Source organism: Arthrobacter sp. M2012083, assembly GCF_000281065.1.
Taxonomy (GTDB): domain Bacteria; phylum Actinomycetota; class Actinomycetes; order Actinomycetales; family Micrococcaceae; genus Arthrobacter.
On record NZ_AKKK01000025.1, the window covers coordinates 129,426 to 153,672 of the forward strand.

At 63.1% G+C, this 24,247-nt stretch carries 23 protein-coding genes and 1 riboswitch; of the genes, 18 read left to right on the forward strand and 5 right to left on the reverse strand.

Annotated features, from left to right (window positions below; all coding sequences use genetic code 11):
• Positions 1-50: 50 nt before the first annotated feature.
• Positions 51-611, forward strand: a complete 561-nt coding sequence (locus A477_RS0112695; protein ID WP_017199366.1) for a DUF5666 domain-containing protein — start codon at positions 51-53, stop codon at positions 609-611.
• Here A477_RS0112695 and A477_RS0112700 read toward each other — a convergent pair.
• Positions 608-1,615: a formylglycine-generating enzyme family protein gene (locus tag A477_RS0112700; protein ID WP_017199367.1), complete on the reverse strand. Its 1,008-nt coding sequence runs from the start codon at positions 1,613-1,615 to the stop codon at positions 608-610. The two genes, A477_RS0112695 and A477_RS0112700, sit on opposite strands and share 4 nt — an antisense overlap.
• Before the next feature lie 346 nt (positions 1,616-1,961).
• On the opposite strand from A477_RS0112700, the gene A477_RS0112705 reads away from it, so the two are divergent.
• From A477_RS0112705 to A477_RS0112725, 5 genes are all read left to right on the forward strand, one after another.
• The gene (locus tag A477_RS0112705) at positions 1,962-2,996 is read left to right on the forward strand and encodes an ABC transporter permease (protein ID WP_017199368.1); all 1,035 of its coding nucleotides are present in this window, start codon (positions 1,962-1,964) and stop codon (positions 2,994-2,996) included.
• Between the two features lie 42 nt (positions 2,997-3,038).
• Positions 3,039-3,962 carry a carbohydrate ABC transporter permease gene (locus A477_RS0112710; protein WP_017199369.1) on the forward strand — a complete coding sequence of 308 codons (924 nt, stop codon included), beginning with the start codon at positions 3,039-3,041 and terminating at the stop codon, positions 3,960-3,962.
• An 82-nt stretch (positions 3,963-4,044) separates the two neighbouring features.
• On the forward strand, positions 4,045-5,703 hold the full coding sequence (locus A477_RS0112715) for a type 2 periplasmic-binding domain-containing protein (protein WP_017199370.1): 1,659 nt from the start codon (positions 4,045-4,047) through the stop codon (positions 5,701-5,703).
• Positions 5,704-5,758: 55 nt separating this feature from the next.
• The gene (locus tag A477_RS0112720) at positions 5,759-6,802 is read left to right on the forward strand and encodes a LacI family DNA-binding transcriptional regulator (protein ID WP_017199371.1); all 1,044 of its coding nucleotides are present in this window, start codon (positions 5,759-5,761) and stop codon (positions 6,800-6,802) included.
• Between the two features lie 16 nt (positions 6,803-6,818).
• On the forward strand, positions 6,819-8,012 hold the full coding sequence (locus tag A477_RS0112725; RefSeq protein WP_017199372.1) for a Gfo/Idh/MocA family protein: 1,194 nt from the start codon (positions 6,819-6,821) through the stop codon (positions 8,010-8,012).
• On the opposite strand, the gene A477_RS0112730 is transcribed toward A477_RS0112725, so the two are convergent.
• Positions 8,009-8,935, reverse strand: coding sequence for a LysR family transcriptional regulator (locus A477_RS0112730; RefSeq protein ID WP_017199373.1), 927 nt, complete (start codon positions 8,933-8,935; stop codon positions 8,009-8,011). The two genes, A477_RS0112725 and A477_RS0112730, sit on opposite strands and share 4 nt — an antisense overlap.
• A 106-nt stretch (positions 8,936-9,041) precedes the next feature.
• Here A477_RS0112730 and tdh point away from each other — a divergent pair, with 106 nt between their 5' ends.
• The 9 genes from tdh (at position 9,042) to A477_RS0112775 (ending at position 18,503) form a co-directional block, all read left to right on the forward strand.
• Positions 9,042-10,088, forward strand: a complete 1,047-nt coding sequence (gene tdh, locus A477_RS0112735) for an L-threonine 3-dehydrogenase (RefSeq protein ID WP_017199374.1) — start codon at positions 9,042-9,044, stop codon at positions 10,086-10,088.
• Between the two features lie 41 nt (positions 10,089-10,129).
• Positions 10,130-11,323: a glycine C-acetyltransferase gene (locus A477_RS0112740; RefSeq protein ID WP_017199375.1), complete on the forward strand. Its 1,194-nt coding sequence runs from the start codon at positions 10,130-10,132 to the stop codon at positions 11,321-11,323.
• A gap of 157 nt (positions 11,324-11,480) precedes the next feature.
• On the forward strand, positions 11,481-12,578 hold the full coding sequence (locus tag A477_RS0112745; protein ID WP_017199376.1) for an NAD(P)/FAD-dependent oxidoreductase: 1,098 nt from the start codon (positions 11,481-11,483) through the stop codon (positions 12,576-12,578).
• 11 nt (positions 12,579-12,589) lie between these two features.
• Positions 12,590-13,819, forward strand: a complete 1,230-nt coding sequence (gene hutI, locus A477_RS0112750; protein WP_017199377.1) for an imidazolonepropionase — start codon at positions 12,590-12,592, stop codon at positions 13,817-13,819.
• Positions 13,820-14,023: 204 nt separating this feature from the next.
• Entirely contained in the window at positions 14,024-14,941 is a 918-nt protein-coding gene (locus A477_RS0112755) for an SIS domain-containing protein (protein ID WP_017199378.1), read from the forward strand.
• A 10-nt stretch (positions 14,942-14,951) separates the two neighbouring features.
• Complete coding sequence (locus tag A477_RS0112760; RefSeq protein ID WP_017199379.1) at positions 14,952-15,887, forward strand: ROK family protein; 936 nt, start codon at positions 14,952-14,954, stop codon at positions 15,885-15,887.
• A complete protein-coding gene (locus A477_RS0112765; RefSeq protein ID WP_017199380.1) occupies positions 15,884-16,852 on the forward strand; it encodes a 1-phosphofructokinase family hexose kinase in 969 nt (322 codons plus the stop codon). The genes A477_RS0112760 and A477_RS0112765 overlap by 4 nt, the downstream gene beginning before the upstream one ends.
• Entirely contained in the window at positions 16,834-17,688 is an 855-nt protein-coding gene (locus A477_RS0112770) for a class II fructose-bisphosphate aldolase (protein ID WP_017199381.1), read from the forward strand. Before A477_RS0112765 ends, A477_RS0112770 begins: the two co-directional genes overlap by 19 nt.
• 23 nt (positions 17,689-17,711) lie before the next feature.
• On the forward strand, positions 17,712-18,503 hold the full coding sequence (locus A477_RS0112775) for a DeoR/GlpR family DNA-binding transcription regulator (protein ID WP_017199382.1): 792 nt from the start codon (positions 17,712-17,714) through the stop codon (positions 18,501-18,503).
• Positions 18,504-18,542: 39 nt separating this feature from the next.
• Here A477_RS0112775 and A477_RS0112780 read toward each other — a convergent pair whose 3' ends face one another.
• Positions 18,543-19,223: a histidine phosphatase family protein gene (locus A477_RS0112780; protein WP_026005587.1), complete on the reverse strand. Its 681-nt coding sequence runs from the start codon at positions 19,221-19,223 to the stop codon at positions 18,543-18,545.
• 23 nt (positions 19,224-19,246) lie between these two features.
• Here A477_RS0112780 and A477_RS0112785 point away from each other — a divergent pair, with 23 nt between their 5' ends.
• Positions 19,247-20,020 carry a CPBP family intramembrane glutamic endopeptidase gene (locus A477_RS0112785; protein WP_017199384.1) on the forward strand — a complete coding sequence of 258 codons (774 nt, stop codon included), beginning with the start codon at positions 19,247-19,249 and terminating at the stop codon, positions 20,018-20,020.
• 123 nt (positions 20,021-20,143) lie between these two features.
• On the opposite strand, the gene A477_RS0112790 is transcribed toward A477_RS0112785, so the two are convergent.
• Complete coding sequence (locus tag A477_RS0112790) at positions 20,144-20,782, reverse strand: VOC family protein (protein WP_026005588.1); 639 nt, start codon at positions 20,780-20,782, stop codon at positions 20,144-20,146.
• Between the two features lie 203 nt (positions 20,783-20,985).
• Between A477_RS0112790 and A477_RS0112795 the strand changes: the two genes are divergently transcribed.
• A complete protein-coding gene (locus A477_RS0112795; protein WP_017199385.1) occupies positions 20,986-22,326 on the forward strand; it encodes a bifunctional o-acetylhomoserine/o-acetylserine sulfhydrylase in 1,341 nt (446 codons plus the stop codon).
• A gap of 162 nt (positions 22,327-22,488) precedes the next feature.
• Positions 22,489-22,605, forward strand: a riboswitch (SAM riboswitch).
• Positions 22,606-22,620: 15 nt separating this feature from the next.
• Positions 22,621-23,742, forward strand: coding sequence for a homoserine O-acetyltransferase MetX (gene metX / locus A477_RS0112800; RefSeq protein WP_017199386.1), 1,122 nt, complete (start codon positions 22,621-22,623; stop codon positions 23,740-23,742).
• Between the two features lie 3 nt (positions 23,743-23,745).
• Here metX and A477_RS0112805 read toward each other — a convergent pair whose 3' ends face one another.
• Positions 23,746-24,195, reverse strand: a complete 450-nt coding sequence (locus A477_RS0112805; protein ID WP_026005590.1) for a hypothetical protein — start codon at positions 24,193-24,195, stop codon at positions 23,746-23,748.
• Positions 24,196-24,247: the final 52 nt, after the last annotated feature.

Sequence of the window (24,247 nt, forward strand, 5' to 3'; positions counted from 1 at the left end):
CAGCCACAACTGCGGGCTACTTTTGTTTGGAGAGGGCGCACAATGGATGCATGGCCACTCTCACACCAGGCCTTCGTAAGGGCCTCCTCGCGGGCGGGATCGCTGTCGCATTGACCGGCGGCGGGGCCGCCGCTGTGTGGGCGGGCACTCAACCCAGCCCTTCGCCGTCGAGCACTTCCGCTTCCCCCGGCCCGTCGGCATCCGTGAATGCCAAGTCCACCGAAGGGCGCGGCCAGGCTATCCACGGCGAACACGTAGTGAAGCAGCAGGACGGGAGCTACCGCACGGTTCTGACGCAAGCCGGAACCATCGAATCGGTGAGTGGCACCGAGGTGACCGTGAAGAGCGAAGACGGCTACACGCAACGCTATGCGATCACCGCGGATACGCGGATCACCAAGGTCCCCGCCGACCCTGCCGAGCTCAGGAACGGCAGGGGCAGGCCTTCGCTGCCTGCTGCCACTGTTGCCGACCTCAAAGCCGGTGACAAAGTGCGGGTCAGCGGCGCCAAGGACGGCGACGCCGTGGCAGCAACAAAGATCGTGTCAGGAGAGCTGCCGGCGGGCGTCAAGGGTCACGGACCAAAGCGCGGCCACGGCCCCAAGTTTTAGAGCGCCACAGTCCTGAAGCCCAGGTTGCCACTGGCGGAGTCCGGCGTGTTTGAGCTCCGCGCTGCGAGGCGGTAGCGGTTGCAGTATGAGTCGTGGCAGAGGTAGGAGCCGCCGCGCATGACCCTTCCCCGGCCGACGCTGGGCCCCTGCGGGTTCTCCACCGTTCCTTGTGCCAGGCACGTCTTGTAGTACTTGGGCAGGAACCAGTCGCTGCACCACTCCCAGACATTTCCGCTGGTTTGGTACAGCCCGTAGCCGTTGGGGCGGAATGACTTGGCGGGCGCGGTGGTGAGGTAACCGTCGTCGATCGTGTTGCGGGACGGGAATTCCCCTTGCCAAATGTTGCAGTTATGAGCGGCTTGGTTGGACGCATCGTTGTGCAGGTCATTTCCCCAAGGGTAGCGCTGCCCGGACAGCCCGCCGCGGGCCGCGTATTCCCACTCGGCTTCCGTGGGCAGGCGGCGGCCGGCCCATTGGCAGTACGCCAAGGCATCGTTGTGCGAAACATGGGTGACAGGATGGTCGGGGATGTCCGCCCAGCTGGAGAGTGGTCCGGACGGGTGCGCCCAGTCGGCTCCACGGACGTTGAGCCACCACGGGACGTTGTTGACCCTGTTGAGGATGTCGCGTGCATCTGCCTTCACGGCAAGGTGGAACACTGCTGACGTTCCGTAGGTTTCCGACTCGGTGCGGTAGCCGGTGGCGTCGACGAACCCAGCGAACTCTTCATTGGTTACGGTGGTGGCGCTGACCCTGAATTTTGAGACGGACACTTCGTGCACAGGCGACTCGCCGTCGTCGCCGTAGCCCTCGTTGAACGGATCGCCCATGGCGAAGGTTCCCGCGGGAATCTCGACGTCTCCTGCCTGTGGGGCACCGCTGGCGGCGGAAGGTTCGACGGCGGTGCGCGCCTTCGGATGGTCGCCGGCCATTCGAAGGGGGAGTCCCAGCCCCGGCTCGGAGTGCGCCCGGGCGGCGGCACCGGGGCTACAGCAATCTGCCATCTCAACCTTCTGTCTGATTTCCACCTGTTAGTACTTTAGCGGGGTCCCGCAGCCTGCCACGCGCTCCCGCCCAACCCCTCGGGCGCGTTTCCGCGTGCGGCACCACGTGAACTCCGGTGGCGCACCCTTTTCCGCCGGCGCACCCGTTCTTACAGGGGCGATCGGCGGCAACGGGTGCGGGCATGGGGCAGCCTCACAGGCGCAGCGTGATTAAAAGTGATTTCTGCGGGCAGTTTCGATCATCATCTTGCAAAGAGAGACTCGGGTCACTTATGGTTTGTTAAACGGTTAACGAGCGTGGCTTGGATCACATCAGTGGTTTCGGCTCAGCACTTGAGGAGACAGCATGAACTCGACGACGGAACAGGCTCCGGCATTGCCCGAAGCTCGCCGAGTCCCGGGCCCGCCGGGCGGAAACGCCTCCGGATCCGGTCCGAAGAAGCGGAAGAGGAGCAAGGTCCCGCAGCAAAGTTTCCGGTCCCGTCTGCGACGCGACAAACAGATGCTGCTCATGATGCTCCCGGGTGTGGCTTTCCTGTTGCTCTTCTTCTACATCCCCATCCTGGGCAACGTCATCGCGTTCCAGGACTACCAGCCCTATCTGGGCATCGGCGACAGCCTGTGGGTCGGCTGGCAGAACTTCGTAGACCTTTTCGGCAATCCGGACTTCGTTCACGCCTTCTGGAACACCCTGTACCTCGCCGCCTGGCAGCTGGTCTTCCTGTTCCCCGTGCCGTTGGTTTTGGCGCTGATTGTTGATTCACTGATCAGCACCCGGGTTCGGCGGATCTTCCAAAGTATCGCCTATCTGCCGCACTTCCTTTCCTGGGTGTTGGTGATCGCGTTCTTCCAGCAGATGCTCGGCGGTGCGGGCTTCGTGAACAACCTTCTGAGGGACTGGGGCATGGAGCCCATACCGTTCATGACCAACCCCGAGACGTTCCCGGTGATGGTGGTGGTCCAAATGATCTGGAAAGACGCCGGCTGGGCCATGATCATCTTCCTCGCTGCGTTGGCCAGCATTGATGCCTCGCTCTACGAAGCTGCAGCGGCTGACGGCGCGGGACGATGGCGCAGGATGTGGCACATCACCCTGCCCGGCCTCAGGCCCGTGATCGTCCTCCTTCTGATCCTTCGCATCGGCGACATCCTTTCGGTCGGATTTGAACAGTTCATCCTGCAGCGGGATGCCGTGGGAGCAGGAGCCGCGGAAGTACTGGACACCTTTACCTACTACACCGGCGTAGTGGGAGGCGGCTGGAGCTCAGGCGCGGCAGCCGGCCTGGCCAAGGGCGTAGTGAGCGCCCTGCTGATCTACGGCGCCAACAAACTTGCCCACCGCTTCGGCGAAGACGGAATCTTCGCAAAACAAGTGCGCTGAACACCACGCTGACCCGCGCGCCTGCCGCACAAGGAGAACCCCATGGCAACAACACTCTTCACCAAGAAACCCCGGGAGCTTAGCTACAACCCCAAGCGCCCCGTGTGGAAGGAAAAGCCTTCCGCCCTGTATCAAACGGTCAAAGCGGTAGTCCTGATTGTCTTCAGCTTGTCCATCCTCACGCCCATTCTGCTGGTGGTCTCGACGTCGCTGGCGGACACGGAACAGCTCGTGAAAGCCGGAGGCTTCGTACTGTGGCCCGAACGTCCCACCCTGGAGGCCTACGCCACCATTTTCAAAGGCCCCATGGTCCTGCAGTCACTCGGCGTAAGCATGTTGGTCACCGCAGTAGGCACCATCCTGGCGCTGTTCGTGACCATCACCATGGCCTACGCCACCAGCCGCTCGGTCCTCTTCGGCCGGCCGGTTGTCCTGGCAGTCCTGTTCACCCTCCTGTTCGCACCCGGCCTCATCCCGTCCTTCCTCATGATCCGTCAGCTCGGCCTGCTGGACTCCCTCTGGTCGCTGATCCTCCCCGGCATCTTTGGGGCCTTCAACTTTGTGGTGATGCGTTCGTTCTTCATGAACATCCCGGGTGAACTGATCGAAAGTGCCAGGATCGACGGCGCCAACGACTGGCAAATCCTGTGGCGCATCGTGATGCCGTTGTCCAAAGCGGTGATTGCCGTCGTCGGGCTGTTTTACGCGGTCGGGTTCTGGAACTCGTTCTTCAACGCCCTGCTCTACATCAACGATCACAGCAAGTGGCCCATCCAGCTGCTGCTCCGTAACTTCGTGGTCCAGGGCAGTGGCGCAGCGGACCAGCTGGGAATCACCACCACTCCGCCGCCGCAGTCCATCCAGATGGCCGTGGTGGTGGTGGCACTTGTCCCGATCCTGATGGTCTACCCGTTCCTCCAAAAGCACTTTGCCAAGGGCGTCATCACCGGCGCCGTCAAGGGCTAGCGGCACACAAAAGCACCCAAACCCCAAAGAACCCATCACTCAAAAGTCAGAAATGAAGCAAGTAACCAGAAAGGGTTATGCCATGACGAGCACTACCTCTCAGGCTGGATTCAGCCGCCGCGGTTTCCTTGGCCTTGCTGGCCTGGCCGTGACCGCTGCAGGTTTGTCCGCCTGCGGTGGTGGCGGAGCCGCGAGCAACGGAGGCGCCGCTGCCTCCGCGTCGGTCAAGTTGCCAACGTACAAGGAATTCACCGGCGTCACCCCGGACATCGCGGGCAACGCCAAGGGCCTCCAGGCCGGCTACTTCAAACTGCCTACGGCTGTGCAGTCCGTCAAGACGCCGCCGCTCAAGGGCAAGGTCACCGGCCTGACCGAAACCTTCGACACCATGAGCCCGGGACTGAAGGACAACCCTTTCTGGCAGCGCCTCAACGCCAAGCTCGGTGGCGACTTGGAGCTCCAAATAGCCGAAGACATCGGAGACGGGTACCCGGCAAAGTTCGCCACGGTCCTGGCCAGCAACGATCTTCCGGACATGATGTGGGTTCCGCCGAACCAAGGCATCCCCAACGTCGGTCCAATGCTCGAAGCCAAGTTCCAGGACCTGACGCCGTATCTCTCCGGTGACGCTGTCCTTGAGTACCCCAACCTGGCCGCACTTAAGCCCGATTCCTGGAAGACCGCCGTCGTGAACGGCAAGATCTGGGGAGCTCCCATCCCCAGCACCCCCTTCGGTCAGGTGTATGTGGGCAACCACGATGTCTGGGCGCAGGTAGGTGGCTTTGCGGCCGGCAGTGCTGACGAATTCCTGGAGAAGGCCAAGGAGCTGACCCGCCCGGGCGACCAGAAGTACGCGCTGGAACCGGCCTACATCAACGCCCTCCACATGGTCACCGAATGGTTTGGCGCCCCGAACAGCTGGGCGGTCAACAAGGACCGCACCCTGACCCACCTTTATGAGACGGACGAGTACATGGCGGGCGTGGAGTTCACCGCCAAGATGTTCGCAGCGGGCGTCTTTTACCCTGACTCCAAGGCCACGGACATCCGTTCCCGCGTTGCCAATGGCAGCGTTGCGGCGCAGGTGGTCAGCGGCCCGCATGACATCCGCAGTTACCGCGCCCTTAACAAGGACGTCCAGTTCGACATCCTGATTCCGTTCAGCGCCGATGGCAAGGTCAAGCCTGTGTACGACATGGGCTACGGCACGGTGGGCTTCACCCCGTTCAAGAAGGCTGAAGAGGGCAAGATTCGCGAGCTGTTGGCCCTGATCAACTACCTGTCGGCACCGTTCGGCACGGTGGAGTACATGCAAAAGAACTTCGGCGAGCTGGGCCAGGACTACACCATCGATGCCTCCGGCAACCCTGCACGCACCGAGACGGGAGCCACCAATGCGCCCGGCCTTGTATCAGCGTTGAACATCATGTCCAGCCCGGAGAACGTCATCTTCAACCCTGGTTTCGACGACGACACACGGTACGTCAGCCAGCAGGAAGAGAAGCTGCTCGAGTTCGCGTGGCGCAACCCCACCAACGGTTCCTACTCCGACACCAACGCGAAGGTGGGCGCCAAGATCACCAAGCAGCTGCGCGACAAAGTGGTTGACATCATTACCGGCCGCGCCAAGATTGACGAACTCAAGGACGCGGTCAAGCGCTGGAAGAGCGAAGGCGGCGACAAGATGCGCGACGAGTACCAGGCCGCGTTGGACCCCAACGCGCCGGTATTCAGGAGCTAGCCTCAAACCAATAACGAACCAACACGCAAAGACGAAGAACACAGCAGGGGGAACCATGGCAAAAGCGGGCAGCACGGGCGTCAGGCCAACCATCCGCATGGTGGCCGAACTGGCGGGCGTCTCCACAGCCACGGTCTCCTACGTGTTGTCGGGTCGCCGCGGTGATGGCGGGCCGGGAGTGTCGGATCCGACGGCGGAAAAGGTCAAGGCCGCTGCGGAGCGGCTTGGCTATCGCCCCAATCAGGCCGCCCGGGCCATCCGGACGGGACGCACAAACACTGTGATCCTGTCGTTGACCATGCTGTCCGATCCGTGGTCGCTGTCCGTCATCGAGGCCGTTCAGAAGGCAGCGGTCCCGCTGGGCATCACACCGATGATCCTGGGTGACGCCGATTGGGTCAAAGTGCTCGGCACGCACAACGCCGATGCTGTGTTCGTGGACGCAGTCCGTCCTGATCAGCGGGAAGCCCTGGGCAAGCTCGCCGAGCACGGCACCACGCTGGTGGTCTTTGACGAAGCTTTGGAGTCGGAGGGCTTCGATGTCATCCGCTCCATCGCCGGACCCGGCTGCCGCATGGCCGTGGAGCATCTGCTCCACGGCCACCGGAGGATTGCCTGCCTGACCCCGGCTACGGCAGCGGGCACCTCTGGTGGGACAAGGTATCGGGCCTATTCGGATGCTTTGGCCGCGGCGAAGATCAAGGAACAGGACGACTATGTTGGCCTGTTCGACGGCACCAGCGCGGGGGCATACGCTGCGGCAACCCGGCTGCTCAGCATGCCGGACCGTCCTACCGCCATCTATGCCACCACGGACTATGCAGCAGTCAGCGCCATCAATGCCGCCCAACGCCTGGGGCTTGCTGTCGGCGTTGACGTGGACATCATCGGCGTAGGCAACACCGTGGAGGGCGAACGGATGTCACCGTCGCTGAGCACCGTCGGCCCCGTCGACTTCTTCGACAAGCTCGCCCGGCTGCTCCTTCGGCGGGCAACAGGTCACACCGCGCCGGAGTCGCCCGGCGTCCTCGACTTCCCCTGGCACTTGTTCGTGCGCGAATCGGCCCCGCACCGCAGCGCCGCAACCAGACTTTACTAAGAACAGCAGAAGGAAATTGCACACCATGGAAAAGGATTTGAAGGTCGGCATCGTGGGTTTCGGCCTGCGTTCAGGGCTGTGGAAGCACGCCCACAAGCCGGGCCACGGCTCGGAGGTCACTGTTGTTTGTGACCTCAGTGAACGTGGCCGGGCAGACGCCGCTGAACGCATCCCATCGGCCCGCGTCACGGGGGATCTTGAGGAACTGCTGAGCAGCGGGATCGACGCTGTCCTGGTCCTGACCCCCGATAACCAGCACGCCGCCGTCGCTGTCCGAACGCTTAAGGCGGGCATCCCCACCTTCTGCGAGAAGCCTCTGGACATCACAGTGGAGGCTGCGGACCTGATCCTGAAGACCGCCTACGAGACCGGGACTCGTTTGTACGTCGGCCACAACATGCGCCACATGCCCGTGGTGGTCCAGATGCGCAAACTGATCGAGGACGGCAGGATCGGCGATGTCAAAGCGGTCTGGTGCCGCCACTTTGTGGGTCACGGGGGAGACTACTACTTCAAGGACTGGCACGCCCAGCGCGCCAACGTCACGTCCCTTCTCCTCCAAAAAGGTGCCCACGACATCGACGTGATCCACTGGTTGGCCGGCGGATACACCCAGCGCGTTGCCGCCGTCGGAGATCTTGCGGTCTACGGCGACGTGGCCAACCGCAGCAACAACGCGGGCAAGCGCATGGGGGACTGGTTCTCCATGGACAACTGGCCGCCCACCGAGCAGAAGGACCTGGCGGAGGTGATTGACGTAGAAGACATTTCCATGATGAACATGGTGCTGGATAACGGCGTCCTGGCCAGCTACCAGCAGTGCCACTTCACGCCGGACTACTGGCGGAACTACACCGTCATCGGCACCAAGGGCCGGATCGAGAACCTTGGCGATGGACCGGGAGAAACCATCAACGTGTGGACGAGCCGGACGTCCGGGTATGCGGCGCCGGACGAGGTCATCACCATTCAGGACGGCGAAGGTGGCCACGGCGGCGCGGATCCCCGGTTGATCGAGGAATTCCTGCGCTTTGCCTCCGACGGCGGCCAGACCCAGACAAGCCCGATTGCAGCGCGGCAGGCGGTAGTGGCGGGCATCCTCGCGGCAGAATCCCTACGCGGTGACGGCTCGGCCCGCGAGGTACCGGAGCTCCCGGCCGAACTAGTGGAGTACTTCGACGCCGGCCAGCCCGCCCTCGTCCGCGACTAGCGGGGACTGGATAGCTCGATAAGCTCGGTCATGACGGTTTGAAGTGACTCGCAAACCGTCATGACCGATTTCCGTTTGAGCGTTTCCGGCCGGGCCAGGATGTCGATCTTGCGGACCGAATTCACCCCGGACAGCGGACGCAGCACCACTCCGGCGTCCAACACGCGGCGTGCCGTGAACCGCGGCAGCAGCCCGATCGCGCCACCGGCAGACACCAGCGCAGCCACGGTCGAATAGTCGTTAATGCGGTGCAGTACTTCTGCCGGCCGTCCACTGACGGCAACGACGGCGGCAAGGACGTCCGCAGGGGAGTAGCCGTCGCGGCTGGTCACCCAGGATTCACCCACGACGTCGGACGGCTCCACTTCGCGCCGGTTTGCCAGCGGGTGATCCGCTGGAAGCGCGATGTCCAAAGGCTCGTCGGCGAGTGGAATCACTGCTACCTTGTCTTCCGGCCAGGACGGGCTGTTGTCCATTCTGTGTGCCAAAACAAGGTCGTAACGGGCAGCCAACCCCGGGAAATCCTCCTGGGCCACATCCTCATCGGACAGCCGCAGGCGAGGCGACTCCCCGCCGTCGGACGCCAACAGCGCCGCCAACGGCGCAAACAGCGCCTGCCCCGCGCTGTGAAACGCGCTGACGCTCACCGGCGCGTCGGGAGCGTCGTGATAGGCGCCGATCGCAGCCCGCGCATCTGCCATGGCATTGACGACGGCGGCACCCGCCTCGGCGAGGACGCGGCCTGCATCCGTGAGCACCAGAGCGCGGCCTTCCTTGCGCGTCAACGGCACGTCCACGGATTTCTGTAGCAGGGCAAGCTGTTGTGAAACTGCCGATGGTGTGACCATCAATGTCTCAGCGACGGCCTTGACGCTTCCCAAATCGCCGAGTTCGCGAAGCATCTGCAACTGATGAATTTCCATTAGCAAATCCTAAATCGTTGATTGAGAAGATTCTAGTTGTGCTAAATCGTGCGCGGGGCTCTAATGGATTCAGCAGCATTGAAGCAGCCCGGCAGTGAGGAATTCCATGAAGGCTCTCTACAAATCCGGACCCCACGCAGGGTTCGAACTCGTCGAACGTCCAGAGCCCCAAGCGGGCCCCAATGACGTCAAAATCCGTGTGATGACCACCGGTATCTGCGGTACCGACCTCCACATCCAGAGCTGGGACGCCTGGGCACAGGGCATCATCGAAACGCCCCTCATTGCCGGACACGAGTTCTATGGCGAAGTAGTGGAAATCGGCGAGGACGTCCGTGACGTCAAGGTAGGGGACAGGGTCTCCGGCGAAGGCCACGTGGTGTGCGGAATCTGCCGCAACTGCCGTGCCGGACGTCGCCAGATGTGCATCCACACCGTCTCCGTCGGCGTGCAGCGCGATGGTGCCTTCGCCGAATTCGTCGTCATCCCGGAAACCAATGTCTGGGTTCACCACGACGAGTCAGTCACCCCTGAGCTCGGCGCCATCTTCGACCCCTTCGGCAATGCCGTCCACACCGCACTGAGCTTCCCGCTGGTCGGCGAAGACGTTCTCATCACCGGTGCAGGTCCCATCGGCCTGATGGCCATCGCCGTCGCCCGGCACGCCGGTGCCCGCAAGATCGCCATCACGGATGTGTCCGCACCGCGCTTGGAACTGGCACGCCAGATGGGCGTGGACCTCGCCGTGGACGTTTCAAAGATGCGCGTTCGCGAAGCGCAGCAGGAACTGGGCATGCGCGAAGGCTTCGACATCGGACTTGAAATGTCGGGACACCCCACGGCACTGCCTGAGATGATCGACAACATGAACCACGGCGGCCGCATCGCCATGCTGGGCCTACCCAGCCAGTCCATCGACATCGACTGGGGCAAGGTAGTAACCCACATGCTCACGCTCAAGGGCATCTACGGTCGTGAAATGTTTGAGACCTGGTACGCCATGAGCGCCATGCTGTCCTCCAACCCCGTGCTGCACCGCAGCATCTCCGCCGTCGTCACAGACAAGCTGTCCGCAGCCGACTGGGAAAAGGGCTTCGAAATCGCCCGCAACGGAACCGGCGGCAAAGTGGTCCTCGACTGGACCGAACTGTAACCGGACCGAACTCACCGGATCCCAAAGACTTTAGGAGCACCATGTATTCAGCCATCAAAGACCAACTGCAGGGCGAACTGGACGAGATCCGCAGCGCCGGACTCTTCAAGACCGAACGCCACATCGATTCCCCCCAGGCCAGCCATATCGCAGCGGGCCAGCTCGGCGAGCCGGCCAACAAGGTCCTGAACTTCTGCGCCAATAACTACCTTGGCCTGGCTGACCACCCGGACATCATTGCTGCCGCGAAGTCCGCCATGGACGAGCGCGGCTTCGGCATGGCGTCCGTGCGTTTCATTTGTGGAACCCAGGACCTGCACCTGGAGCTTGAGGCCCGGGTCTCCAAGTTCCTGGGAACCGAGGACACCATCCTCTTCTCCAGCTGTTTCGACGCTAACGGCGGCGTGTTCGAGTCCCTCTTCGGTCCTGAGGACGCCATCATCTCGGACTCCCTGAACCACGCGTCCATCATCGACGGCATCCGCCTGAGCAAGGCCAAGCGCTTCCGCTACGCCAACCAGGACATGGCAGACCTCGAAGCCAAACTAATTGAGGCCGAGGGCTCCCGACGGAAAATCATCGTCACGGACGGCGTCTTCTCCATGGATGGGTACCTCGCTCCGCTTGAGGCCATCTGCGACCTCGCCGAGAAGCACGACGCGCTGGTCATGGTGGACGACTCCCATGCCGTCGGCTTCATGGGACCCACCGGCGCGGGCACCCCGGAGCACGCCGGCGTTTCAGGGCGCGTGGACATCTACACCGGTACGTTCGGCAAGGCACTCGGCGGCGCCTCGGGTGGTTACGTTTCCGGCCGCGGCGAAATCGTGGCGATGCTCCGCCAAAAGGCGCGCCCGTACCTGTTCTCCAACTCGCTTGCCCCGGCCATCGTTGCGGCAACCATCAAGGCGATCGAGCTCGTGCAGGAGTCCGGCGAACTCCGTACGCGCCTGTTCGAGAATGCAGCGCTGTTCCGTCGCCGAATGAGCGAAGAAGGCTTCGAACTCCTCGAGGGCGAACACGCCATCATCCCCGTGATGTTCGGCGATGCGGTAGTTGCTGCAAAGGTTGCCGACGAAATGCTCAACAACGGCGTTTTCGTCACGGCCTTCAGCTTCCCGGTGGTGCCGAAAGGTGTGGCCCGCATTCGCGTGCAGCTCTCCGCTGCGCACAGCACGGACGACGTCGAAGCGTGCGTTCAGGCGTTCGTCAAGAGTCGCGCCGCGGTCGCCTAGCCAACCCTCTCTCGCGTCCCTCGGGTTTCCGGCCGGCCCTCTCTCACGTCCCTCGGGTTTCCGGCCGGCCCTCTCTCGCTTTCTTGATGAAAGTGAGAGAGGGTCCGGGTGAAGGGCTTGGGAGGTGAGAGAGCGCCCGGTCTGTCAGGATGGAGCCATGGCTTCGAATTATGACGTGGTAATCGTTGGCGGTGGCATCGGTGGACTGTCCTTGGCGGCTGCTCTCGCGGGTAAGTGCACTGTGGCCCTTGTCGAGGCTGAACAGTCACTGGCTTTCCACACTTCTTCACGGTCTGCCCGGCAACTGATCCCCAGCTACGGTCCGGCCGTGGTCCAGGATCTGACCATCCGCACACTCGACATGCTGGCCGCGCGGGACGCGGAGGCAGGAACTCCGATCCTGACACCGCGCGGATTCATGTTGGTAGGTGACGAGGAAACCGTCCGGGCCGAGGCAAGCGGCAACATGCATCCCATCACTCACGATGAAGCCATGCGTCTTTGCCCGGCCCTCAACCCGGACTCCTTCACGGCAGCAGGGCTGGATAGTGGCTCCTTCGGTTGCAATGCACCGTTGCTGCTCGAGCAACACCGACGGACCGCGGAAGCTGCGGGCGTGGACATCATCACGGGCGCCAAGGTGCATTCTGCCCAGCGGCTCGGGAGTGGCTGGCAGCTCGGCGCCGGCACCGAAGGCTTCCAGTCCGGCGTCGTGGTTAATGCTGCAGGTGCGTGGGCCGATGAACTGGCCGTTATCAGCGGCGTGGAAAAGCTGGGGCTTCAGCCGTACAGACGGACTGCGGCGATCGTGAACGTGGAGAACCCGCTGACGCCGGAAACACCCATGGTGTGCGCCGCTGACGATACGTTCTATTTCCGCGCCGAGGGCCATCAGGTGCTGATCTCGCCGTCGGAAACCGTGCCCAGCGGAGCCGAAGACGCCAAACCCTACGCCGGGGACGTGGAGACATTGATCGACAAACTCAACACGGTCACCACCCTTGGAATCCGCTCCGTGGACCGTGCGTGGACGGGCCTCAGGACAGAAGCTGCGGACGGAATCCCGGTAGTGGGTTTCGACGCCGAAGCGCCGGGTTTCTTCTGGCTTGCCGGTCAAGGGGGCTACGGTTTTCAAACATCCTCCGCCATCGCCGAGCTGGCCGCCGCACTGATCCTCGGCGAGGTGAAGGCCGACAGTCCGGAATCCCGGACAGCGGAGCAGCTCGCGGCCGTACGCTGGTCCATCCGACGCTGAACAATAGGGTCATGAGCGCAACCAATCCAACCACTACCCTCATCACCAACATTGGTGAACTGATGACCCAGGACCTGGAGCACCTTGTCCTCAAGGACGCCGCCATCGTGATCGACGGCGAGCGCATTGCTTGGTTGGGGGCCAGTAAAGACGCCCCTGCCGCTGACGAAAGGATCGACGCGGAGGGCCGCGCCGTCCTGCCCGGGTGGGTGGATTCGCACTCGCATCTCGTTTTCGCGGGGGACCGCACTGCAGAGTTCGAGGCCCGAATGGCTGGTGAAAGTTACAGCGCTGGTGGGATCGCCGTCACCACGGGGGCCACGCGCAGCGTCAGCGACGACGAACTTACGCGCCTTGTGCGGGACCGGGTGGCTGAGGCAGTTTCGCAAGGTACCACGTACTTGGAGAGCAAGACAGGTTACGGGCTGGACGTGGAGAACGAGGCCCGCAGCGCCCGCATCGCAGCAGCTGAAGTGGACGAGGTGACCTACCTTGGCGCGCACCTGGTTCCCAGCGGCTCCGATCCTGAGGAGTATACAAACCTGGTGTGTGGCCCCATGCTGGACGCCGTACTGCCGTATGTCCGCTGGGCTGATGTCTTCTGCGAGCGGGGTGCGTTCACGGAGGATCAGTCGCGTCGGGTCCTCACTGCTGCCCGCAACGCCGGTCTGGGCCTCAGGGTCCACGGCAACCAGCTCGGGGAGGGCCCGGGCGTGGCGCTGGCTGTTGAGTTTGCGGCTGCAAGCGTGGACCACGTGAACTACCTTTCGGATAAGGATGTCCAGGCGCTCGCGGAAACGTGGGCCGGGTGGGATGCGGCCTCCGGAACGGGCGCGCGGGGTACGGTGGCCACGTGCCTTCCCGCTTGCGACCTTTCCACGCGCCAGCCGTTGGCTCCCGGCCGTGAACTGATCGACGCGGGCGTACAGATTGCCCTTGCGGCCAACTGCAACCCGGGGACCTCGTACACCAGCTCCATGGCCTTCTGTGTGACGACGGCTGTGCTGCAGATGCACTTGAGCGTCCACGAAGCCGTCCGCGCGGCGACGTTTGGCGGCGCTTTGGCGTTGGGCCGGGAGTCAGGGAACGACGTCGACGGGGAACGGGCGGTGGGTTCGCTCGCCGTCGGACATCGCGCAGATTTGCACATGCTGAAGGCGCCGTCGGCCACGCATCTGGCGTACCGCCCCGGGATTCCGTTGACTCATGCGGTGTGGCGGGCCGGCGTGCGGGCTGTCTAAGGACAGAGTCATAGACGAGAAAGAGGGGCTGTGTTCCGGTTGGAACGCGGCCCCTCTTGCTTTGGGGGTTCACGCTGCCCGCCGTTGACGCGCAAATAATGAGCAGTCTCAGCGCACCAATGATCCTTGTTAGATCGAAAATGATCGTTTAGTGTTTCTATAGATCAGAAAACGTCATTAAGCTGAGCGGGAGCGAAACACACGATGAGCGAGAACACACTGGGTGCCTTCATGGAAGAAGAGCTGGTTTCCCAACCCGAGGTTTGGCAGCGCGCCGTGGAGCAGGCTCGTACGGAGCAGTTACTCCCGGCGGACGGCAAGCGCGTTGCCGTCATCGGTTGTGGCACATCATGGTTTATGGCCCAGAGCTACGCTTTTGCCCGCGAATTCGCCGGCAAAGGGGTCACGGATGCGTTCGCCGCGTCAGAGGCTTTCCTGAACAGCAACAGCGCCGATCGCCAGTACGACGCCGTCGTGGCCATTACCCGGTCAGGTACCACAACTGAGGTGCTGGAGATTCTGGCCGGGTTGAAGGGGATTGTCCCCACCGTGGCCGTCATTGGCGACACCTCCTCGCCAATTGTCGAGCTGGCAGACGCCGTGGTGGGCCTCCCGTACGCCGATGAACGCTCCGTGGTGCAGACCCGCTTCGCCACCACGGCGCTGGTCTACATGCTGACCAGCCTTGGCATCGACGTGGCAAAGGCAATCGATGATGCCCGTGATGCGGTGGCTGCGCCGGTCTCCCAGGAACTCTTGGATGCCGAGCAATTTACCTTCCTCGGCACCGGCTGGACCGTTGGACTGGCCCACGAGGCCGGCTTGAAGATGCGCGAAGCCGTTCAGGGGTGGACCGAGTCCTACCCCGCCATGGAATACCGCCACGGCCCCATCTCCATCGCTGCCCCCGGCCGCGTCACCTGGCTTTTTGGTCCCCAGCCCGAGGGCTTGGACAATGACATGGCCGTCACCGGCGCCCTTTACATCCACACGGATAAGCACCCGCTGGCTGAACTTGCACGTGTCCACAAAGTCACCCTGGAGCGTGCGCGCGTTCGTGGACTGAATCCGGACCTGCCCCGCAACCTGACGCGCTCCGTTATCCTCGACGCCTCAGCCTAGGCAGCCGATCATGGTTCTCGGAGCCGCGGAATCACCGGTCCTTTCGTTCGACGTTGGCGGGACAGACATCAAAGCTGGTTTGGTGGATGCCCGGGGAATCGTCCTGGGCATGCGCCGCGTCCCTACGCCGTTGGATCCTGCACGTCCCGGCGAAGCGGTCCTGGACAGGCTTGCAGAGCTTAAAGCGGAGTTGGCTTCTGAGTTTCCTGAAGCCCCCGCCAAAGCAGCAGGCATCATCGTCCCTGGAATCGTGGACTCCGTAGCCGGAGTGGGCATCTATTCCGCCAACCTCGGATGGCGCAACTTCCCATTCACGGCCGAAGCTGAAAAGCGGCTTGGCATCCCCGTTGCGTTCGATCACGATGTCCGTTCCGCTGCGGCAGTTGAACACAGCTTTGGAGGGTCCAGAGAGTTCAACGACGTTGTGGTGATGGTGGTGGGAACCGGCATTGCTGCAGCCGTATTCTCAGGTGGCAAGGCGGTCACCGCGGGTGGTTTCGCCGGCGAGCTCGGCCACGCCCAGGTTCCGGACCCCGACGCCGGGCCGGACGTCACAGGCTCCACCATCCTGGAAGCAGTGGGCTCGGCCGGAGCAATTGCCAGGCGTTACCACCGGGCATCGGGAAACCCGGTGGACGGTGCGCGCGGTGTGTTGCTCAGGGCAAGCGCGGGAGACGCCGTGGCCGTTCGTGTTTGGGCTGACGCTGTTGATGCTCTGGCCTTCACTATCTGCCAGTGCGTGAACATCATTGGTACAGAAGCCGTGGTGATCGGCGGAGGCCTGGCTGAAGCCGGCGACGAGCTGCTCGAGCCACTCCGCAAACGGGTTGACGCCATCCTGGACTTCCAGCGCAGGCCCCAACTCATCCGTGCCCAACTGGGGCAGGACGCCGGCTTGCTCGGCGCGGCTCTGAACGCCCGGGCACTCTTGGGAGGCACACCATGAAGCGAGCCAACGTGAACCGCATTATTACCGTCACACCCAATCCGGCCATCGACATGACCTACACCGTCCACGGAATCACCGAGGGCTCCAGCCACCGGGTACCCACGCCCTTGAGCCGTGCGGGTGGCAAGGGCATCAACGTAGCCCGCGTCACCCACCAGTTGGGGTACCCCGTGCTCGCCATTGCCCCTACCGGTGGTGCGGCAGGGCAGACCCTTGCCGCCGAACTGTGGACCAGCGGGGTGCCGCACACCCTGGTGGGAGTCGCGGCAGAAACCCGCCGCAGCATCGCGCTGGTGGACACTGTTGCCGGGGAAACGTCCATCTTCAACGAGGAGGGCCAGGCCCTTCTACCGGATGACTGGCGCTCACTGCGGATCGCCGTGGTGGAGGCCGTGAGCGGTAACCGCAACCTGCCGGCCTCCGTCCTGGTCGGTTCGGGAAGCCTGCCGCCGGGCGCTCCGGCGGACTTCTACCCGGAGCTGGTGCGCCTGGCCCACGACGCCGGTATCCCGGCCATCATCGACACCTCCGGTCCCGGGATCATCGCTGCGGCCAAAGCCGGCGCCGACATCCTCAAGCCGAATCATCACGAGCTGGCCGAAGCGACGGGGGAGTCCAGCCTTGAAGCAGCCGCCCTCGCTCTGATCGACATGGGTGCCCGCACGGTCCTCGTCAGCGCCGGCGCGGACGGCATGCTTGCCTTCGACCACGCCGCCCCGGGCGGCTACTGGAGCGCCCGCCTGCCCGAAGCGCTCAGCGGCAACCCCACAGGGGCAGGCGACGCCGGTGTGGCGGCTGCCGCCGTCGCACTCGCCGAAGGCATCACCGAGCCCCGCGAAATCCTTCGCCGCGCCACCGCCTGGTCGGCCGCGGCCGTGCTCATGCCTGCCGCAGGTGAAATTTCGCCGCGATACCAGGAACTCCAGGACCAATTGATCGTGACATGGAAGGAGACCCGGTGACCCTGGTCAACACTCGGGAACTCATGGACAGGGCCGCCGACGCAGGCACAGGCCAAGGTGCGTTCAACATCATCCACATCGAAACTGCCGAAGGCTTGGTGGCAGGGGCCGAAGCGGCCGGCGTCCCACTAATTCTGCAGATTTCCGAGAACTGCGCCAAGTACCACGGCGGACTCGAACCCATCGCCTCGGCAGCCCTGGCAATCGCCCGCTCCGCTGCGGTGCCCGTTGCCCTTCACCTGGACCATGCAGAATCCGAAGACCTGGCCCTTGCGGCGGTGGACTTGGGTTTCGGTTCCGTCATGTACGACGGCGCACACTTGCCGTACGCATGGAACGTGGAAGTCACGCAACGGGTGGCCAAGTATGCCCACGAGCGAGGTGTCTATGTGGAGGCCGAGCTCGGAAAAGTGGGTGGCAAGGACGGAGCCCACGCCCCCGGTGTCCGAACAGACCCCGGTGAGGCCCACGCATTCGTTGAGGCAACCGGGGTGGACGCGCTCGCCGTTGCCGTCGGCTCATCCCACGCCATGACCGAACGCAGCGCGGCCCTGGACCTGCACCTCATCACCAGATTGAAGACTGCGGTGGGAAAACCACTGGTCCTCCACGGCTCCTCCGGTGTGCCAGATGACATGCTCATAGCCGCTATCCGTGCGGGTATGACTAAGATCAACGTATCCACACATTTGAACGGGTTCTTTACCCGCGCCGTCCGTGAGTACCTCGATGCCAACCCTGCAGTGGTGGATTCCCGGAAATACATCAAGGCCGGCCGGGATGCCCTTGTGCTGGAGTCCGCACGTATGCTGACGCTGTTCGCCAAAGCGAATTAGCTGGAACCCGCGAAAGGCTTGTCATGACCCGCACCGATCGGCTCACTGCCATACTCGACCTCCTGGCCGAGTCCGGCCATGTGGAAGTCGAGGACATCGTGACCCGCCTGGGTGTCTCACCTGCTACGGCCCGCAGGGATCTTGACAGCCTTGCCAAGCAGCGGTTGCTCAGCCGCACCCGCGGCGGCGCCACTACCGGGTCCGTTGCCTACGACCTTCCGGGCCGCTATAACCGTGACGACCATGCTTCCGCCAAGCAGGAAATCGCCCTGGCTGCGTCAGCATTGATTCGCCCTGGTGCCGTGATTGGCCTCAGCGGCGGTACCACCAACACTGCTTTGGCCCAGCTGCTGTCCACCCGTGAGGACCTCAACGCACCGTCAAACCGGCCCACCCTGACTGTGGTGACCAACGCGATCAACATCGCCTCGCAGCTCGCAGTCCGGCCCAACATCAAAATCATGGTGACCGGCGGCATCCTCAACCCCCGCTCCTACGAGCTAGTGGGGCCCTACACGGATGTCATCATGCAAAAAGTTGCCCTGGACATTGCGTTCATTGGTGTCAACGGCGTCGACCCGGACCTCGGCCCCACCATCACCGACGAAGGCGAAGCCATGGTCAACACGGTGATGGCACGCCGTGCCACGGAATCCTACGTCGTGGCTGACTCTTCGAAAGTTGGCCGCCGCTCCTTTGCCGCCATGGCAGGCTACGACTTCAGGCACCTCATCACGGACTCCGGCATCAGTGCCGAACATAAAGCTGCGTTCGAGGCCAAGGGCACCGAAGTCATCGTCGCGCCTGCGGGCTGAGCGCCTGCGGGCTGGGACCGGCCGGCCGAGCAGGACACGCTAGAAGCGCATCCTCGGTGCGTGCAGCACTGAGTCGTCTACTTCCCGGGGCACCCACTGGGTGAACGGTATATCCAGGCTGTACTGGTCGCCGTCGTTCCTTATCAGGGTGCGCAGCTCGGCGTTGTCCGGGTTGTTGAGCGACTCGAAGTACTCCACCGTCCAGTGGAACCACCGCATGCAGAACAAGCGCATGGTCAGCCCGTGCGTGACCAGGAGCGTGTTCGGTGCGTAAGTGGGTTTCTGCCAGTGCCGGTACAGCGTCTCCATGAAGGATGACACCCGGTCATAAACATCCGAACCGGACTCGCCCTCGCGGAACCTGTAGAAGAAATGGCCGTAGAGGTTGCGCAGTTCCTTTTGGTCCTCAATCTCTCCGGCGATCTGGAAGTTGGCCCAGTCCTGCTCGCGAAGCCGGGGTTCCTCGATGACCCGCTCGATCAGGGGGCCGAGGTTCATGGCTTCGAGGGTCTGGTACGCGCGCAAGTAGGGGGAGACGTAGACGCAGACCTGCTCTCCGTCGAGCTTCCGGCGCAGGTCCTCCCCGGCAATCCGTGCCTGCTCCACTCCGCGCTCCGTCAGCGGGATCCGGTAGTCCGGCACACGGTTGTAGATGGACGTGTCGGCATTCGCGGCAGACTGGCCGTGCCGGATCATGAAGATTCTCTCAGGGGCACCCATCCCACCAAGCATAGGGTGGGTATATGTTCCTTGCTTCCCGTCGCCGGCTGCGCGCCGAAGTACTTATTGTGCTGGGCCTGTCCTTGGGCCAATCAGCCGTCTACTCCGTAGTTCAACTGTTGGACAAGATGACGAGGGCACCATTGGCGGACGCCACGTCAACGCTGAACAGGTCCCAAAGCACGCGCGAGTACTTCGACCTCACGTACCAAGTGCTGGACATTGTGTTCGCACTGGTGCCCGTGGCCTTGGTGTTCTACTTCCTGTCCACCCATTCACCCGGCGGCAGGGAAGGCGGGGGCGGCTCGGCATTCGCCCGGCTGGGCTTCAACTTTGCCAGGCCCGGCAAGGACTTTCTGCAGGGTGTTGGCCTGGCCGCTGCAATTGGCATACCCTCGCTCGGCCTGTATGCCGCCGGTCGTGCGCTGGGAATCACCACTGCAATTGTGCCCAGTGGCCTGGACGCTTACTGGTGGACGGTGCCGGTGCTGGTCCTTTCGGCCATGCGCCATGCGATCGTGGAAGAAGTGATCGTGGTGGGGTACCTCATGGACCGCTTCGGTAAATTCGGGTGGAGCATGCCGGTGGCCATCGTGGTCAGTTCCGTCCTGCGGGGAAGCTACCACCTGTACCAGGGCTTTGGGCCGTTCATAGGGAACGTGGTCATGGGCCTGCTGTTCGCGTGGATCTATACCAAGACCAAGCGGGTCATGCCTTTGGTGATTGCCCACGCATTGCTGGATATTGTGGCGTTCGTAGGATTTAGCCTGTTCGGCAAGGCAATGGGCTTGGGGTAGCGGTCCGTTAAAAGTATCCGGCCGCCATCGGTGGGTGACGTCATTGGCACCCGCTGATGGCGGCCGAAGCTTAGCCCGGACATGGGTGACCGGGGCCGGGACCAGCCCGGATGAATGGATCGGTCAGATGGTGACGGCTCCTGAGGCAGTCTCGAAAGTTACAGCAAGAATGCCTGGAGTGCCGTGCGGTGCCATCCACTGAACGGCTACATCCTCCAGCGGCTTCTCCACCGGTTCGCCCAACCATTCGGTGACACGTTCAGCGGAGCCCGCGATGGTGAGGCTGGACATCTTGACATCGCTCTCGTAAATCCTGGACGGGTGCAGCGAGGGGTCACCCTCCCACTTGAGCAGGTAGGGCACCTGGGGATCCGCGATCAGGCCGAGGATGCCAATCTGCTGCCACACCAGTTCGCGTCCGTCGGGGAACTTGCGGTTGCCCGGAACAGCCGAACGGCCAAGGCGGTCTTCGAACGGTGCAAGGTCGTCAACGGCGACGCACCAGCCCATCCATCCACCACCGGCAGCCGAGCGGGCACGGACGGCCTGGCCAAAGGGTGCTTTGTCGGACGCGGGGTGGTCCAGGACCTCCACCACTTCCAGGTACTTGTTATCCGCAAGGGGAATGATCATGTTCCGGGTGCCGAAGCGCGGGTGCACTCCGCCCCGGACAGCGTCCACTCCCAATGCCGCGGAAATTCGTTCGGTAGTGGCCAAAAGGCCATCTCGTTCACAGGCGTAAGAGACGTGATCCATGCGCATGGCTTCATCTTGGCACTTTGTGATCGGGGTCTCAGCTAAGTCAAGCCTAACTAAGGTGGGATGTGCATAACCGGTAGTAGTAGGCGTCATGGAGGGACGCGGGGAGACCGAAAGACTCCACCGGCGTCACAAAGCTGTCTTCGCCTCCGGACAGTTCCTAGACTGGCCCCAGCTCACACCGCTTCACCTTGCCTGCCAAACCCATGCGTTACGAACAGGAGAACTCCATGTCCCAAGGATGGTCTTTCGAAACCCGCCAGATCCACGCAGGCCAGGAGCCTGACGCCGCCACGGGAGCACGCTCGCTTCCGATCTACCAGACCACGTCCTTCGTGTTCCCCAGTGCCGAGAGCGCCGCCAATCGCTTTGCCTTGGCCGAGCTCGCCCCCATCTACACCCGGATCGGCAACCCGACGCAGGATGCAGTGGAGCAGCGCGTTGCGAGCCTTGAGGGCGGCCTGGGTGCCCTCTTGCTCAGCTCCGGGCAAGCTGCGGAGACGTTCGCCATCCTGAATATCGCCGAGGCGGGCGACCACATCGTAGCGAGCCCCAGCCTGTACGGCGGCACGTACAACCTGCTGGCACACACGCTGAAGAAGTTTGGAATTTCGGTCACGTTCGTGGAGGACCCGGACAACCTGGACCAGTGGCGTGATGCAGTCCGGCCGAACACCAAGCTATTTTTCGGTGAGGTCGTGTCCAACCCCCGCCAGGATGTCCTGGACATCGAGGGCATCGCCCGCACCGCCCACGAGGCCGGCGTGCCCCTCATCGTCGACAACACGCTGTCCACGCCCTACCTGATCCGTCCCATCGAGTGGGGAGCGGACATCGTGGTCCATTCCGCAACCAAATACCTCGGTGGTCATGGTTCCGCAATCGCCGGTGTGATTGTGGATTCCGGCAACTTCGACTTCGGCAAGGACCCGGAGCGCTTCCCCGGCTTCAACACCCCGGACCCCAGCTACAACGGCCTGGTCTACGCCCGGGACCTCGGCAAGGACGGTGCGCTGGGTGCGAACCTCTCCTACATCCTCAAGGCCCGAGTCCAGTTGCTTCGCGATCTCGGCTCTGCCGTGTCCCCGTTCAACGCCTTCCTCATTGCCCAGGGCCTGGAGACCTTGAGCCTGCGCGTGGAACGCCATGTTGCCAACGCCACCAAAGTGGCCGAATGGCTGGAAAACCACGACGACGTGGAATCGGTCGCCTATGCGGGCTTGCCGTCCAGTCCGTGGTATGACCGTGGCCGGAAGTACGGACCCAAGGGCACAGGCGCCATTGTGGCCTTCAACATCAAAGGCGGCGTAGAAGCGGGCAAGCGCTTCGTGGACGGCTTGGAGCTGCACTCGCACGTTGCCAACATCGGCGACGTCCGTTCGCTGGTCATCCACCCGGCGTCGACCACGCACAGCCAACTGACGGTGGAACAGCAGGTCGCTGCAGGCGTCAACCCTGGCCTCGTGCGCTTGTCCGTGGGTATCGAGCACGTCGACGACATCATCGCCGACCTCGAAGCCGGCTTCCGGGCTGCCAAGGGCGCCTAACGCCGCGGTTCAAAGCCTCGGCCCGACTGCCGCCCGCGTCGACGATTATTCGCCGGGCGGCAGTTCAGGGTGCTCATTCGTGAACGAAGGCACCCCAAACCGTCACACTGTTGTCACATTCTTCGCCAGAACCGCCCTGCATTTCCTAGACTCTTCGTATTAGGTCATGAGTGCCAGCACACAGCCCCGGCTTGCTGGCCGGCAACCCTCCTCCGCGGTGGGGTGCCCCGGGTGAAGACCTGGCCTGTTCGCACGCAAGGCGACGGGCAAGCGCGAGGTTAAGGTGTCAAAGGAATGACCATTACTGCTACAGCCCTTCCAAAATCCGGAGAAGAAGACGGAACCGTCAAGTACGCCGGCATCGGACCGTTGGAACTTGAAGCCGGCGGATTCCTCCCCGATGTTGTCCTCGCGTACGAGACCTGGGGGCGGCTGAACGCCGATGCCTCCAATGCCGTGCTCATCCAGCACGCGCTCACGGGCAGCACTCACGTAGCCCGTGGAGCCACTGACGAGGAAGGTTGGTGGGAGCAACTCGTGGGGCCGGGTGCCACCATCGACACCAACAAGTTCTTCGTCATCTCCATCAACATCGTGGGTGGCTGTTATGGCAGCACCGGCCCATCATCAGAAGCACCGGACGGACGTCCTTGGGGCTCACGTTTCCCATTGGTCACGCTGCGCGATAGCACGGAGGCTGAGGCGCGCCTCGCCGATGCCCTGGGAATCGATGCCTGGCACGCCGTGTTGGGCGGTTCGATGGGCGGCGCCAGGGCCCTTGAATGGGCCGTGACGTTCCCTGACAGGGTCAAACGCTGCGCCGTCATCTCGGTGGGCGCCTACAGCACGGCCGAGCAGATTGCCTTCGCCCAGGCCCAGACTTTGGCCATCAGGCAGGACCCGAACTTCAACAACGGTGACTATTACGGCGGCACTGCACCTGAACATGGTTTGGCACTGGCCCGACGTATCGCCCACATCACCTACCGCTCAGCCTTGGAGTTGGATTTCCGCTTCGGCAGGGAAGCCCAGCACCAGGAGACACCACTCGCCGCCGCGGTGTTGGGGGAGCGTGGCCGTTACCAGGTGGAAAGCTATTTGGACCACCAGGGAACAAAGCTGGTCCGCCGTTTCGATGCCAACAGCTACATCGCCATCACCGAAGCCCTGATGTCCCACGACGTCACGCGTGGCCGCGGCCCGCTGGAACAGGCGTTGTCGCGCGCCACGGCTGAGTTCTTCGTGGCGGCGGTGGACAGCGACAGGCTCTACTTCCCTGCACAGTCGCGGGAACTTGCCGCGGCGCTACCCGGGGATGTGCCGGTCCACCTCATTGAGGCGCCGATTGGTCACGATGGCTTCCTCACGGAGATCGGCCAGCTCTCGGCGCAACTCCGCGAATCATTCTTCGCCTAGCCCTTAGCCGTTCATGATTTCGCCGCGCTGCTTCATGTAATCCTCCATGGCGATCTCGCCGTTGCTGAACTTCGTATCCAGCTCCGCCAACTTGCGAGCGCGGAATCCCTGCGGCTCCGAAGCGCCCGCTGAGGGGAACGGTGCCGGGGATGAAGGGTTCGACGGCGGCCCGGCCTGCGGCGTCGAATCCGCGGGGCGGCTGACGGTCGGCTCCGAAGGGTACCCGGGGTAATTCTGGCCTGGATAACCCTGCGTCGGATGTCCCTGACCGGGGTAATTCTGCTGCGGGTAATGCTGTTGCGGATACCCTGGTCCGGGCAGGTTCTGCTGTGGGTAGCCGGGGCCGTGGAAATTGTGTTCCTGGATCCGGCGCGCCCGGGAGCGGTTGTACATGCGGATCCCGAGGGGAATCAGCCACGAGCAGACGATGATCCAGAAGATCAGATTGTTCACAGTGCAGGCCTCCTAGGTCTCATCCCAGCTTAGTCCTGCCCAGCGAAACCCA